Raw genomic sequence first — 14,368 nt, forward strand, 5'->3', positions numbered from 1 at the left:
GTCCCAGTACGAGGTATTGCGCAAGGCAGCCCTCGGCGCAGCGCTGCCGCTTATGGCCCGTAGCGGCCTGATGCTCTTTCTGCGCCGGGGGATGTGGGGATGGGTTCAGGCGCTGACCGCAGCAGCAAGCACTCCGCGAGAGCAGAATTACCCATCGTCATTTGCTTGTCCGCTGCACGGCGGACACAGCGCCGTCGTTCACGTCCTTGCGACAATCGCCATGAGCACCAACGATCGGAGGTCACCATGAATGTACATCTCAAAGTCCAGCCTCATCACCTCGAACGCGGCGCCTACCTCTACATCCGCCAGTCTTCCATGCGGCAAGTCGTTGAGAACGTTGAGAGCGCCAGGCGGCAATATGCGCTTCGGGGACGCGCTGTCGCCCTCGGCTGGCGCGACGAGCAGATTATCGTCATCGACAACGATCAAGGAGAGTCCGGTGCATCGGCGGCGTGGCGCGAGGGGTTTCAGCGGCTGGTCAGCGATGTCGGCATGGGGCATGCCGGGATCGTCATGGGCCTGGAGGTCTCCCGTCTGGCGCGCAACAATGCCGACTGGCAGCGTCTGCTGGAGATCTGTGCCCTTGCCGACACCCTGATCCTCGACGAGGACGGCGTCTATGATCCGGCAAGTTTCAACGACCGGCTCCTGCTCGGCCTGAAGGGAACAATGAGTGAGGCCGAGCTGCATGTGATCAAAGCCCGGCTGCGCGGCGGCATTCTCAATAAGGTGCGGCGCGGCGAGTTTCGTTGCCTCCTACCGACCGGGCTGGTCTATGACCATTTCGGCAATGTGACTCTTGATCCAGACATGCAAGTCAGAGAAACGATCATTCATTTCTTTGAGATGTTCTCTCGCCTCGGGTCCGCCTCCCAGACCGTCAAGGTCTTTCGCAATGAAGGCCTATTGTTTCCATCGCGCCTACACAACGGCGGCACGCTATTTCGGCCGCTGACCGCATCGACGGCGATGCGTGTCCTGAACAATCCGCGCTACGCTGGCGCCTATACCTATGGCCGACGACAGTTTCGACGCACCATCGACGGCAAAAAGACTCTGCGTGCGCGCGACATTGATGACTGGCCGGCCTGCATTCCCGATGCTCATCCCGGCTATATCAGCTGGGAGCGACATCAGGAGAATCTGAAGATCCTCAAGGCGAATGGCCGTGGATTTGAAGCGGCACGAGCTTCAATCCCAAGGGAGGGACCGGCACTGCTGCAAGGCCGGGCCGTGTGTGGGCAGTGCGGCAGCCATCTTAGGGTTCGCTATGCGGCGCGACGTGGCCGGCAGGAAGCCTGGTACATTTGTAATCGTGCCCGCATTTATCGTGCGGAGCCTATGTGTCAGTCGATCGCTGGGCCTCCCGTCGATGAAGCCATCGGTATGCTGATTGCCGAGCAGATGACGCCGGCGGCCGTCGAACTCGCTCTCGAAGTCCGCAAGGAGATCCAAGCCCGGCATGAAGAAGCAGACCGGCTGCGCTGTCGCGCAATCGAACGCGCCCAAACGGAAGCCGAGCTCGCTCAGCGCCGCTTCATGCTTGTCGATCCTAGTAACCGCCTCGTCGCCGACACGCTCGAAGGTGAATGGAACGAGAAGCTTCGCACGCTGGCCAGTGCCCGCGAAGAGCGCGAACGTGGCCGAGAGCACGATCAATTCATCCTCGATAAAGCTGTCCACGAACGGTTAGTCGCGATGACGGCCGACTTCAACCAGCTCTGGAAAGATCCGGATACCCCAAGCCGCGAACGCAAGCGATTGCTGGCCCACATCATTGAGGATGTCACTCTCTTAAAGTTGCCAGCGGAAGGAACCACTAAGCTTCACGTTCGCTTCAAGGGCGGCAAAATCCAGACGCTCACCACCATGAACCCAAAATCCTCTCCTCAGCAGATCAAGACAAAGCCCAGCATCATTGAACTGGTCGATAGGCTTCTCGACGATTACATTTATCCCGAGATCGCCGAGATTCTAAACGAGCAGGGGCATCGCCCAGGTGGAACCGCACGTCGCGGCTGCCAGGACGCCCGCTTTACACCCCTCAAAGTCGCCTATCTCATCCACGAATATAAGCTGCGATCACGATATGATCGACTGCGACAGCGGGGAATGCTGACAAGACAGGAAGCGGCAGTGCATCTCAATATCAGCGAGCAAACCGTCGCCAGATGGGCCAAATTTGGCCTCATCACCAGACATGCCTATAACGGGCACTATAGCCTGTACGAAATCGCCGATGGAGACCTGCCGCAAAAGCAATGCAGTCGATGGAATCCACTCGAAGATCGCGCTGCTGCGTATCGACAAATGCAAACCGAGCCAAGAACATCAACTGGCGAGGAAAGAGGTGTAGTATGAACGCCGATCGTTATAATAGAGGCAAAATCCCTGGCCGTCCCACCAAACAATGCGGATCCGGTCTGCACGTTTCGAGCGGAATACATAAAGAGCACCGTTAAAGGGGTCGAGGCCGCCATCGCGCACCAGGGCCATCAGCGAGGCCGCGCCTTTGCGGAAGTCAACCGGTTGGCACGACACATAGACCACGACACCCGAAGCGATCATGCTTGCCGTACCGCCCTGACGATGCCGCTCAGCAGCGCCGGATCGATCGAAGCGCTGACGCGAAGTGTCGTGTCGCCCACCTGGATCTCGACAGTGTCCGTCCGCACCGCCTCGAAACGAGTAAAGGCCTCATCGTTTTCGGTTGCTCTCAACCGCTGAACCGAACCAGATGCAAGGGCTACGCGCCGCCATCCAAAGAGCTGCGATGGGTCCATTCCATGGGCACGCGCGACCGCAGAGACATTTGCGCCCGGAGCCAACGCTTGCTCCAGGATCAGAGCTTTCGCCTCATCTGACCACGACTTCGGTTTCCGCCGCGTTCGCACCGGCTCCGCCGTCAGAATTTCGAACGTACGATCATGATTCATATCTTCACTCATAGGATTCCCAGCATGATTCATGCTGAAAATGAGCGATTTCGCGTCTCCATGCTACGTGGGATGGCCTGTCCGCTTACCTCGTACTTTTCGAGCCGCTCGGCTAAATTGCCACAACAAAACGCGCGAATTGAGATATTTGATGCTTCAAGCCTTGGTAGAAGAGCTATCGTTTACGGCGGAAGAAATTCGTAACTTCCAAATATTTTATCCATATGCCTTCAACAAAACTATTGAGGCGCTGAGTACGCGGCATCCATTTGTCCATTATTGCAGCAGTGCAGCCGCCGAATCCATGATCCGGAACGGATCGGTATGGATGAGGAATGTTACCTGGATGAACGATAGCTCCGAGATACAGCACGGAAAGACTTGCCTTGCTAATGCGCTGAGGAGCGATTCAGCACGAGAATTGGCGAGGGTATTGGACGGAAAATTTCCAGGATTTACTGAGCATCTTGTCGGATTAGTCAATTCGTGGATACCGCACTTTGAACAGGAGACCTACATCACTTGTTTGACGGAGCAGTTGCCAAACGAAGAGCAGATGGGCAGGCTTTCCATGTGGCGCGCCTACGGTGCAGGCGCAAACCCGGTCGCATTCGTGTTAAATAGCGGTCCTTTTCTTCGTCCATCAGACGCACTTGGCGCCTACACCAGCCCGGTTGCCTATCTATCCCCCGCACAATTTCTTGAGCAATACGAGCAAGTCGTAAAGAACGTCATCGGTAACTTTGAATTCTTGGAAGGGCTCGGACGCGAGCATATACTTGCAAATCTTTTTGCAGCCTACCGATACGCAATCATTTGCACGAAACATCCAAGCTTTCATGAAGAGCGTGAATGGCGAATTGTATATCAACCTACGTTTCAAAAGTCTCAAAGGCTCGTGCCGGACCGGGTTGTCATCTCACAGGCTCCGCAGCGTATCTATAAAATCCCCCTAATGGATGTACCAGATGAAGGTTTCTATGGAGCCACACTACCTGACCTCTTCCGAAAGCTTTTGATCGGCCCCGGCACAATGTCTGTGCACCTCAAGCGCGAATTCATTGCCCTTTTGGAAGAGCAGAACGTACCAAACGCCGCGACTAAAGTTGAAATATCTGACGTGCCATTACGTTTATGATGTCGCAACAATATTACGATGACGACCCAAGGGTTTATCGCAGTTTTAGCCCCCTTGTCGGGAAACAAACGCTCGAACGTGAGTAAGGTCTAAGCCTTTGTAGGCGACGGACTGAATGCCCTCGTTCAAAGCCGCCAAGCCATACGAGCTTCCGTAAACCTCACGGATACCCTGCGAATGGCCCTGCAACTGGTCCATAACAGCGCTATCCACCCGGCTATCGCGACAGGCTTGCTCGAATGAATGCCGTAAGGAATGCCAAACCTTCTTTTCCGCCTTGATCCCCGCCTTTGAGAGCAGTTTGTTGAACAACTTCGAGGCATGGCGGTGACGCTGGCTAGCCGGTCCGATCTCGATATCAGGAAACAACCGGTGTCCAGGCTTCACGGACTGAGCAAATTCAACAAATCCGAGTCCAAGCAATTTCGCATGGACGGGGATTTTACGGGCGGCAAACATCGTCTTGAGGGTCTTCCCCGCAAAGCCGCCCTCGGCGTCGTCAGCATTAACATCGAGAAACCAAATCCCGCCCTCTAACCGAACATCATCGCGAAGGAGCTGTACGGTTTCCATCAATCTGGTCCCCGCATACAACGACAGGAGAGGCACCCAGAAGCGCCCTGTGGCTTGCATGGGCACATTCCCCTTCATGAACCATTCCCGCTCGCTCTTGACCCCGGTAAAGACGGGGCTGTGAAACAGCTTCTGTAGTTCGGGGATGCTGAAACCGTGCCTCTTATCACGTCGGTCGCCGGTGCTCCTGAGTTTTGGTATCATGGGCTGGACGATGTTTTTCAGGTTTATATCGCATTCAGCGCGGGCCCACCCGAACACCAAGTTTATCGCCGTCATCACCTGCCGTACGCTTTCGACCGCCAGGCCCTTGGACGCGCCGTCTATTTTCGCACGAGCAGCAATCTCTAGTTTGGAGAGCCCCTTTAACGCGGACCGACCATGAGCCTGAGGAGGCAGCGCAAATAGTGTAGACTTCAGCAACCTGATGTCTGACTGAACGTATTGATTGAGTGGCTTGTCGCCACAGATAGCAACGACCTGCTTAATCTGGTTCGCGCGTGCCGACTGAGTTTTCGCGTTCCACCCTTTGGATTTCGCAAGTGATTCAAAGCATTCGAGTGCGATCACTGAGAGCAATGGCAGCTCTGTTTCCATCGACGTCGCCTTAGGAGCTTTCGAACTCTGCACGTCTGATGACGATTGGCGCAGCGACATGCCTGAACAAGGACCACTGAACTCTCGTAGCCAAGAGGTGATCATGATCCGCTCGCAATCATACAACATGCGTATCGCGGCAATCGGATCGGCATCTGCAAGGTCGAAATGATCGCAATCACGTTGCCAGCGCGATAGGTCGCGGACCGCATAAGCGCGCTCAATAGACACAAGGCGATGTTCAAGTCGACGCCGATGCTCGACAAAGAGAGCATCGATGATTTCCTCCCGTTGAGCGTCCCCTGAACCAAACGCTTCCAGAGCAAGCGCCCTCTCATCGTCTTCCCTCGATTGAAGAAGACTGCTGAACTCATCGCGTGCCCGTCGCATCATTTCTGAACTAACAGGGATCGTTGGATTTTGTCGCCTTCCGGAAGTCGCATCAACCAGTTGATTGAAATGCTTAGCCCTTATCAGGGCGAACGCGTGGTCTACCTCAACGATCACAGCAGACAGCAGCCGAAGTGCCGTCCGCAAGTCGCGCGTTCTCAGCGATCGTTGCTCGATTTGCTTGCCGTAGAAAGATCGTATGTCGGCAGGAACTTTGACCCGGTGATAATAGATACCGTTGGTATGACGATAAAGTCGATAGCGGTCAGCCATAGTCGGCAACTCGATTTTCACACCGGTGTCAAAGTCGGTGTCAAAGTTTCAGTCGAGAGCCGAAAATGTTGAAAATCAATGAGATAAAGAGCGATCCACGACGACCGATGGATGTTTACGATCCTGGGCGCCTACAAACGTAGGTGGGCGCCGTGTGTCCAGGCCCACGAGCCTGGTCAGGGACAGCTCCCTTTGGATCGAGTATGGCCCCAGGGATTGTGGTTCCTGTCGGGAAGCGCAGACCGCAAGTCCTATATAAAGAGAATCCTCGCCTTGTACCAGAGGGTGCTACGGTGCAGTCGCGAGAAATAAAAGAACGCCTCAGTTCGGCTCGGCGCCTGGGCGAACCGTCAGCTTCTCGGTGATGCCGCGAATGCGCGTCGTCACTTCGTCGATGACGGTTGCGAGCGTCTCTTCGCTGCGGGCATTGGCCGCAAGCACGGTGTCACGGTTGTTGCGCAAGTTTTCGAGCTCGGCCTCCAGCCCCGAAACGCGACGTGTCAGCTCCGCCACCTCGTCCATGATCATGATGCCGGCCATGACGGTGACGCGCAGATCGCCGATTTCGCCGAACTGGCTCTTCAGATGCATGACATAGCGGTCGAAGCGGGTGGCGAGATCCGTCAGATGCTCTTCCTGCCCCTCTTCGCAGGCCATGCGATAGGCCTTGCCATCGATCGTTACCGTTACCTGCGCCATGAGACTTTCCGATCATTGCCGCTGATCGCGACGGCTGCGTCCCGAGGGATCAGCGGTCGAGCACGGCTCTTATGGTTTCCATCGCCGTCACAAGCCGGCGCGACACTTCGCGATTGACCTCTTCAAGCCGGTTCGCTCGGAACTCCGCCTGGTCGAGTTCTTGGGCGAGCCGCGAACGATCCGCATGCACCCGGCGAACCTCGCCTTCGACATCGCTTTGCGCGCGTTCACGTTCGAACCGCACATCGACGGCGCTCTCCAAAGTCGAAAGCGCCTGGCGCAACTGAGCGAGCGCCACATCCACCGTTTTGCCTGAGGGCGTCATGCCTTTCGATTCCCCGCGCAAGGCCCGAATCAAAATATCCGGCCACTCGACTGATTTCCCAACAATATTCAACTCGGCAACTGAACGTCAATAAAGGCCGCCATACGGCAGGGGGCCTAATCTGTGGATGAAGGTCGCCTTTATGGCTTAAGCGGCCTTTGTCTTACCCTTGTCGTCTTTTGTATAAGTCGGCGGGCAAATGTCGAAAAATTGCCGCACCACCCCCTGATCGCCCCGCGGATTTATTGACTTGCTCGCCCCAACTGCTATGTCTCAGCCGCCTGAGGCAGCAGTGAAAACGGAGTTTGTAAGGTACTCCTCCGTTTCAGCCGCCTTTCAACCGGTGGCCCAGCCTCCCAAGCGTGTGGCCATCCCTCGAACCCGGAACCCTGCGGAAAAACCATGATCTCTCGCGAACAACACGACCGGATGGCGAATGCGATCCGTTTCCTTGCCATGGATGCTGTCGAGAAGGCCAATTCCGGTCACCCCGGTTTGCCGATGGGGATGGCGGATGTCGCCACCGTTCTCTTTGGCAAATATCTACGCTTCGACCCGAAGCATCCGCATTGGCCGAACCGTGACCGCTTCGTGCTCTCGGCTGGCCATGGCTCCATGCTGCTCTATTCGCTGCTGTACCTGACCGGCTACCCTGACATGAGGGTCGAGGACCTCAAGCAATTCCGTCAGCTCGGCTCCAAGACTGCCGGCCATCCGGAATATGGTCACGCCACCGGCATCGAAACCACCACCGGCCCGCTCGGCCAGGGTATTGCCAATTCGGTCGGCATGGCGATCGCCGAACGCAAGCTGCGTGAAGAATTCGGCGCCGAGCTGATGGATCACTATACCTATGTCATGTGCGGCGACGGCTGCCTCATGGAAGGCATCAGCCATGAAGCGATCGCGCTGGCCGGCCACCTGAAGCTGAACAAGCTCATCCTCTTCTGGGACAACAACTCGATCACCATCGACGGCGCCGTTTCGCTGTCGGATTCGACCGACCAGGTTGCCCGCTTCAAGGCCGTTCACTGGAACACGATCGAAGTAGACGGCCACGACCAGGCCGCCATCGGCGCTGCCATCGAAGCCGCGCACCAATCCGACCGCCCGACGCTGATCGCCTGCAAGACGATTATCGGCTTCGGCGCTCCGAACAAGCAGGGCACCCACAAGGTTCACGGCTCGCCGCTCGGCGCCGAGGAAATTGCAGCGACGCGCGTTGCGTTGAACTGGCCCTACGAAGCTTTCGTCATTCCGGACGACATTCTTACCGAATGGCGCGCCGCCGGCGAGCGCTCCGTCAGCACCCGCGAAGCCTGGGAAGGCCGCGTCGCTGTTGCGGAAGCCGGCAAGAAGGCCGAATTCAATCGCCGCTTTGCCGGCGAGCTGCCGGCTGGCTTCGATGCCGCCATCAGCGAATACAAGAAGAAGCTCGCTGAAACCAAGCCGACGCTCGCAACCCGCAAGGCATCGGAAGATGCGCTCGAAGTCATCAATGGCTTCCTGCCGGAAACACTGGGCGGTTCCGCGGACCTGACGCCGTCGAACAACACCAAGACCAGCCAGATGAAGTCGATCACCCCGACTGATTTCTCCGGCCGGTACGTCCACTGGGGCATCCGCGAGCACGGCATGGCCTCTGCCATGAACGGCATTTCGCTGCATGGCGGCCTGATCCCCTATTCCGGCGGCTTCCTGATCTTCTCGGACTATTGCCGTCCGCCGCTCCGTCTCGCTGCGCTGATGGGCATCCGCGCCATCCACGTTCTGACGCATGATTCGATCGGCGTCGGCGAAGACGGCCCGACGCACCAGCCCGTTGAACAGATCGCAGGCCTCCGGGCCATTCCGAATTTCCTGTTGTTCCGTCCGGCTGATGCCACCGAAACAGCGGAATGCTGGCAGATCGCGGTCAAGACGCACAATCGTCCGTCCGGCCTCGCGCTGACCCGCCAGAACCTGCTCGCTGCACGTACCGAATACAGCGAGAAGAACCTCTGCGAGCAGGGCGCCTACACGCTCGCCGGCAATGCCGACGCCAAGGTGACGATCTTCGCTTCGGGTTCCGAAGTCGAAATCGCCGTCGCCGCCCGCGCGGCGCTGGAAGGCAAGGGTATTTCCACCCGCGTCGTTTCCGTACCGTGCACGGAGCTCTTCTTCGAGCAGCCTGAAGCCTACCGCTCGGAAGTGCTCGGCAATTCGCCGGTCAAGATCGCCGTCGAAGCCGCCGTTCGCGAAGGCTGGGACGCATTCATCGGTCCGGAAGGCGCCTTCATCGGCATGAAGAGCTTTGGTGCTTCCGCACCTTACAAGGACGTTTATAAGCATTTCGGCATTACCGCCGAAGCGGTTGTCGCTGCCGCTGAGGCAAAGCTTTCCTGAGGGCGTCGAAAGGCGCTCTCCATTTCAATAGAAATACCCTGAGTGAACGGGAGTGAACACATGACTGTAAAAGTTGCCATCAACGGTTTCGGCCGCATCGGCCGTAACGTTCTGCGCGCGATCGTCGAATCCGGCCGCACCGACATCGAAGTTGTTGCCATCAACGACCTCGGCCCGGTCGAGACCAATGCCCACCTGCTGCGTTACGATTCCATCCACGGCAAGTTCCCTGCCGAAGTGAAGGTCGAAGGCGACACGATCATCGTTGGCGGCGGCAAGCCGATCAAGGTCACGGCGATCAAGGATCCGGCAACGCTGCCGCACAAGGACCTCGGCGTCGACATCGCCATGGAATGCACGGGCATCTTCACTGCCCGCGACAAGGCCGCCGCTCACCTGACGGCCGGTGCCAAGCGCGTCATCGTTTCGGCTCCTGCCGACGGTGCCGACCTGACCGTCGTTTTCGGCGTCAACCACGACCAGCTCACCAAGGAGCACATGGTCATCTCCAACGCTTCCTGCACCACGAACTGCCTGGTGCCGGTCGTGAAGGTTCTCGACGACGCCGTCGGCATCGACCACGGCTTCATGACGACCATCCACTCCTACACTGGTGACCAGCCAACACTCGACACCATGCACAAGGACCTGTACCGCGCCCGTGCCGCAGCCCTGTCCATGATCCCGACCTCGACGGGCGCCGCAAAGGCTGTTGGTCTCGTTCTGCCGCACCTGAAGGGCAAGCTCGACGGCACGTCGATCCGCGTTCCGACCCCGAACGTCTCGGTTGTCGACTTCAAGTTCGTGTCCAAGAAGGCAACGACGGTCGGCGAAATCAACGAAGCCATCAAGGCTGCATCGAACGGCAAGCTGAAGGGCATCCTCGGCTACACCGACGAGCCGCTGGTTTCCCGTGACTTCAACCATGACAGCCACTCGTCGATCTTCGCGACCGACCAGACCAAGGTCATGGAAGGCAACTTCGTGCGCGTCCTGTCCTGGTACGACAACGAATGGGGCTTCTCCAGCCGCATGTCCGACACGGCCGTCGCATTTGCCAAGCTGATCTGATCATGGCCTTCCGCCCTCTCCTTCCGACGACAGTTCGCTGGCGTCCGCTGGAAGGAGACGGGCTGGAACATCTGACGATCGCTCCCATCGACACCGCCACGGGCGCAGCCATTCGCGCCTGTGGCACCATCATCGGCAGCCGCGGCGGCTCGCCCTACGGCGTCTTCTACCGCATCGATTGCGCAGCCGACTGGACCGTTCTCTCCTTCTCGATCGAAACCACCGATGGCCGGCGCCTTGCCTTGCTTTCCGACGGCAAAGGACATTGGCGCGCCGAAGACGGCATTGCCTTGCCGCAATTCGACGGCTGCATCGATATCGATCTCTCCGGCTCGCCTTTCACAAACAGCCTGCCGATCCGCCGGCTTGAGCTGACGCCGGAAGCTGGAACGGCAAAGCTTTCCATGCTCTATATTCCGTTCGACAGCTTCGTGCCGCTACGCGACGGCCAGCGCTACACTTGCATCACGCCGCAGAAACTCTATCGCTATGCTGCCGAAGATAGGACCTTTACCGTAGACCTGCCCGTCGACGAGGATGGGCTGGTGATCGACTATCCAATCTATTTCAAGCGTGTGGATGTTTGAATTCTGCGTTTATTTCTTTTTGACGAAATAACTTCCGCGATGACCTAGAGGGGTGCAATAGAGTTGGCGAGGAGCCTATCTGCCTCCATGAGGATATTTAGCTGACTAGGCCCCAAAAGCCAAACGCTATCCCTCTATGTTCATACCAATATTGCGCCACAGCCAATGGACGAGCATATGAATGGTCCAATCCGCATCGATCTTGATGGCATACTGCGTATCCTGCACACCGGAATAACGCGTGCAGACATGTTTATGGGGATCGGTATGAACGCGGCGGAACACGATCCACCCATCTCTCATGTATTGGTACCAGATACGTTCCACCACATTACATTAGTCAAAGAGGACCTTGCTCCAGACGAAGCGAAACATGTTGCTGAAGAGTATGCGAAATGGACGCGAGCCAGCGGCCTGCGTAAACTCCTTGAGACGTTTTCCGTCTATTTGCTCGAAGTTTATTGGGTCTTGGATTTAATTGCGCAGACCGAGGGTATGACCCAACGCCCTCCCTCAGCGCGCTTCGAGAAGCTAGGCATTTCTGACCAAATAAAAGCGCTGAACGAGATATTGCCCATTCCTGAAGATCACCGCCGAGTTCTCCGGCAGTTAAACCAGGCACGCAATTGCTATGCACATCGCCGAGGCGTGGTTGGTGGGAATGATATAGATTCTGAAACAGGAGTATTCCGGCTGGAGTGGGTTGCCCTCGACGTAGTGGCTGTTTTTCCGGATGGAACCTCCATTGACGGAAAAGACCTGAAGGGCGTCTTCTTTCCCAAGGGGGGCAAAATTACCGTGAGACTTGCGGTGCATGGCCGCAAATTCGCTTTTGGAGAGGAGCTAGTGCTCTCAAAGCAAGAGCTAAAGGAAATCTGCTTGAGCATTTACCTTATTGGAGGTGCGGTCTGGGAATCACTTAGAAACTACTGCGTCGACAAAGGACTTCTGAAGTACCCTCCGGAACCTCCAGGGATCACCGGAACATTATGAGCGAGGTCCGCTCTATATCCCGTTCGACAGCTTCGTGCCGCTGCGCGACGGCCAGCGCTACACTTGCGTCACGCCGCAGAAACTCTATCGCTATGCTGCCGAAGACAGGACCTTTACCGTAGACCTGCCCGTCGACGAGGATGGGCTGGTGATCGACTATCCAATCTATTTCAAGCGTGTGGATGTTTAATACGGCCGCGCGGATAACAGCCTGCGGTCCACGTTATTCCTCCCATTCGCCGCAAATCTTTCCTCTCCCTGCCCTGCTATGGTCCAGATTTACAAATAAATTTTTGACAGGAATTCTCCCAAAGCGTTCCGGGGGCCGTTTCGCTGTTCTGGCGAAACGCATCACAGCATGAAGTCGCTATCGTCGGAGCGGGCATCGAACCAGCGCCTTCCCCGAAGAATATTTGTATGTACTAATTTTAAGCATGCGGCAGCATAGTGAGTGGCGGGAGAATTGCGAACGATCCAGGCTGCGGCCGGGGCAAGAGCGCGCGGGAAAGGGGAAGAAGGGCGTGGAGGCATTTTACGTCGTCGTATTGGTGTGCACGGTCCTCATTCTGATGGCGGCCTTCTCGAGTCTGCTTGCCTTTCGTTTCGGCGCACCGCTGCTGCTGCTTTTTCTGATGATCGGGCTGATGGCCGGCACGGACGGGCTCGGCATCGAATTCAGCAATAACTATCTTGCCTATATCCTCGGCTCGCTCGCTCTCGCCGTCATCCTCTTCGATTCCGGCTATGGCACGCCGATCCAGGCCTTCAAACTGGCAGCCGCCCCGGCCCTGACCATTGCGTCCATCGGCGTTCTCGTTACGGCGGCACTGTTCGGCCTCGCCGCCACCTGGCTCCTTGGCTTTACCTGGCTGCAAGGCCTGCTCCTCGGCTCGATCGTCGCGTCGACGGATGCGGCCGCTGTCTTCTTCCTGCTGCGCATCGGCGGCATCAACATCCGAGACAAGGTGCGCTCGACGCTGGAAGTCGAATCCGGCACCAATGATCCGATGGCGATCTTCCTGACGCTGGCGCTGGTCGAGCTGCTGGCGAGCGGCGACGGCTATCACGGCTTCAATCTCGTCATGCTGGCGACCTTCATCCAGCAGATGGGCCTGGGCGTCATTCTCGGCCTGCTCGGCGGCATGATGATCGTGCTGATCGTCAGCCATCTGGAGACCGATCGCGGCCTGACGCCGATCTTCGTGCTGGCGCTCGCCCTGCTCGTCTTCTCCTTTACCGGCGCTGTCGGTGGCAGCGGCTTTCTCGCCGTCTATGTGGCAGGCATTTACGCCGGAAATCGCAAGATGCCCGCCTCGGCCAGCATCAAACGCTTTCAGGACGGCATGACGTGGCTGGCGCAAATCATCATGTTCCTCGTCCTCGGGCTACTCGCCACGCCGTCGCAATTTCCGGCGATCGCCATCCCCGCCGTGGCGCTGGCGCTGTTCCTGATCTTCATCGCCCGGCCAATTGCCGTCTGGCTCTGTCTGCTGCCTTTCGACTACACGCAGCGCGAAACGGGTTTCGTCGCCTGGGTCGGCCTGCGCGGTGCCGTCTCCATCCTGCTCGCCATCATGCCGATCCTCGGCAATCTCCCGAGCAGCCAGACCTATTTCAATGTCGCCTTCATCGTCGTGCTGGTGTCGTTGCTCGTTCAGGGCTGGACGATCAAGCCGATGGCGCGCCGGCTCGGCCTCATCGTGCCGCCGCGCATGGGCGCCGTCGACAAAGTCGAGGTCGACCTGCCGGGCACAGTCAATCACGAGCTGCTCTCCTATCGCGTCGTCAAGGATAGCCCGGTTCTGCGCGGCGAACGCATCCCGCGCTGGGCGATGCCATCGCTCGTCGTCAGGGACGGCAAGTCGATGCGCTACCAATATGCCGGGCGCCTGCGCGAACACGATCTCGTCTATCTCTTCATTTCACCCAGCTATTCGCGCCTTCTCGACCGCCTGTTTGCCAGCCGCGCGCCAGTCGATCCGGATGATGCGGATTTCTTCGGCGCCTTTTCGATCTCGCCGCTGCGTCCCGCCGCCGATCTCGACGCGGCCTATGGTCCGGGGCTTCTGAGCGATGCGGAAAAAGGGCTGACGATCGCCGAGCTGATGCGTCAGCGCCTCGGCGGCAAGGCCGATTATGCCGATCGCGTCCGTCTCGGCGAGATCATCCTGATCGTCCGCGATCTCGACGAAAACGATCATATCCAATCGGTCGGCATGTCGCTGGAAGCGTTAGAACCACCGACGATCCTGCCGATTTTCATCAATCTCCACGACATTTTGAACGGTATTCGCGGCTTCCTGCGCAAGCGCCGCGAGCACGCCGAAGAGGTCGTTTCAACCGATTCAAATACCGGCAAAAACGACGCCTGACCGCCTTGCGTCTCGCATCATCCGTA

Annotated in this window: 12 protein-coding genes, 1 other RNA gene and 1 pseudogene; 8 read left to right on the plus strand and 6 right to left on the minus strand. The window is 57.7% G+C overall.

Translation table 11 applies throughout. The features are described from left to right. The first annotated feature begins 246 nt into the window (after window positions 1-246). The gene (locus QA648_RS12590) at window positions 247-2,364 is read left to right on the plus strand and encodes a recombinase family protein (protein ID WP_283047264.1); all 2,118 of its coding nucleotides are present in this window, start codon (window positions 247-249) and stop codon (window positions 2,362-2,364) included. On the opposite strand, the gene tnpB is transcribed toward QA648_RS12590, so the two are convergent. After that, window positions 2,335-2,571, minus strand: coding sequence for an IS66 family insertion sequence element accessory protein TnpB (gene tnpB, locus QA648_RS12595; protein ID WP_283047266.1), 237 nt, complete (start codon window positions 2,569-2,571; stop codon window positions 2,335-2,337). The two genes, QA648_RS12590 and tnpB, sit on opposite strands and share 30 nt — an antisense overlap. Continuing rightward, a complete protein-coding gene (locus tag QA648_RS12600; RefSeq protein WP_240535525.1) occupies window positions 2,568-2,939 on the minus strand; it encodes a transposase in 372 nt (123 codons plus the stop codon). The genes tnpB and QA648_RS12600 overlap by 4 nt, the downstream gene beginning before the upstream one ends. A gap of 151 nt (window positions 2,940-3,090) precedes the next feature. Here QA648_RS12600 and QA648_RS12605 point away from each other — a divergent pair, with 151 nt between their 5' ends. Beyond that, on the plus strand, window positions 3,091-4,077 hold the full coding sequence (locus QA648_RS12605) for a DUF2971 domain-containing protein (RefSeq protein ID WP_283047269.1): 987 nt from the start codon (window positions 3,091-3,093) through the stop codon (window positions 4,075-4,077). Window positions 4,078-4,122: 45 nt separating this feature from the next. Here QA648_RS12605 and QA648_RS12610 read toward each other — a convergent pair whose 3' ends face one another. The 4 genes from QA648_RS12610 to QA648_RS12625 form a co-directional block, all read right to left on the minus strand. Continuing rightward, window positions 4,123-5,910, minus strand: a complete 1,788-nt coding sequence (locus QA648_RS12610) for a site-specific integrase (RefSeq protein ID WP_283047271.1) — start codon at window positions 5,908-5,910, stop codon at window positions 4,123-4,125. Window positions 5,911-5,998: 88 nt separating this feature from the next. Beyond that, window positions 5,999-6,157, minus strand: a non-coding RNA gene (gene ssrS, locus QA648_RS12615) — 6S RNA. A gap of 74 nt (window positions 6,158-6,231) precedes the next feature. Beyond that, window positions 6,232-6,609, minus strand: a complete 378-nt coding sequence (locus tag QA648_RS12620) for a cell division protein ZapA (RefSeq protein WP_104824183.1) — start codon at window positions 6,607-6,609, stop codon at window positions 6,232-6,234. Window positions 6,610-6,658: 49 nt separating this feature from the next. Continuing rightward, the gene (locus QA648_RS12625; RefSeq protein ID WP_104825195.1) at window positions 6,659-6,934 is read right to left on the minus strand and encodes a DUF4164 domain-containing protein; all 276 of its coding nucleotides are present in this window, start codon (window positions 6,932-6,934) and stop codon (window positions 6,659-6,661) included. A gap of 402 nt (window positions 6,935-7,336) precedes the next feature. Here QA648_RS12625 and tkt point away from each other — a divergent pair, with 402 nt between their 5' ends. The 6 genes and pseudogenes from tkt to QA648_RS12655 all read left to right on the plus strand — a co-directional run bounded on the left by tkt (window position 7,337) and on the right by QA648_RS12655 (window position 14,342). Further along, window positions 7,337-9,319 (plus strand): transketolase, encoded by a 1,983-nt coding sequence (gene tkt, locus QA648_RS12630; RefSeq protein ID WP_283047275.1) that lies wholly within the window; start codon window positions 7,337-7,339, stop codon window positions 9,317-9,319. Window positions 9,320-9,379: 60 nt separating this feature from the next. After that, window positions 9,380-10,390, plus strand: a complete 1,011-nt coding sequence (gene gap, locus QA648_RS12635) for a type I glyceraldehyde-3-phosphate dehydrogenase (RefSeq protein WP_104824185.1) — start codon at window positions 9,380-9,382, stop codon at window positions 10,388-10,390. A 2-nt stretch (window positions 10,391-10,392) separates the two neighbouring features. Then, window positions 10,393-10,977 carry a putative glycolipid-binding domain-containing protein gene (locus QA648_RS12640; protein WP_283047277.1) on the plus strand — a complete coding sequence of 195 codons (585 nt, stop codon included), beginning with the start codon at window positions 10,393-10,395 and terminating at the stop codon, window positions 10,975-10,977. A gap of 177 nt (window positions 10,978-11,154) precedes the next feature. Beyond that, window positions 11,155-11,970: a hypothetical protein gene (locus QA648_RS12645; RefSeq protein WP_283047279.1), complete on the plus strand. Its 816-nt coding sequence runs from the start codon at window positions 11,155-11,157 to the stop codon at window positions 11,968-11,970. A gap of 10 nt (window positions 11,971-11,980) precedes the next feature. Beyond that, a pseudogene (locus QA648_RS12650) lies at window positions 11,981-12,160 on the plus strand (putative glycolipid-binding domain-containing protein); the annotation flags it as partial. 331 nt (window positions 12,161-12,491) lie between these two features. Next, entirely contained in the window at window positions 12,492-14,342 is a 1,851-nt protein-coding gene (locus tag QA648_RS12655; protein ID WP_283047281.1) for a potassium/proton antiporter, read from the plus strand. Window positions 14,343-14,368: the final 26 nt, after the last annotated feature.

Source organism: Rhizobium sp. CB3171, assembly GCF_029714265.1.
Lineage (GTDB): Bacteria > Pseudomonadota > Alphaproteobacteria > Rhizobiales > Rhizobiaceae > Rhizobium.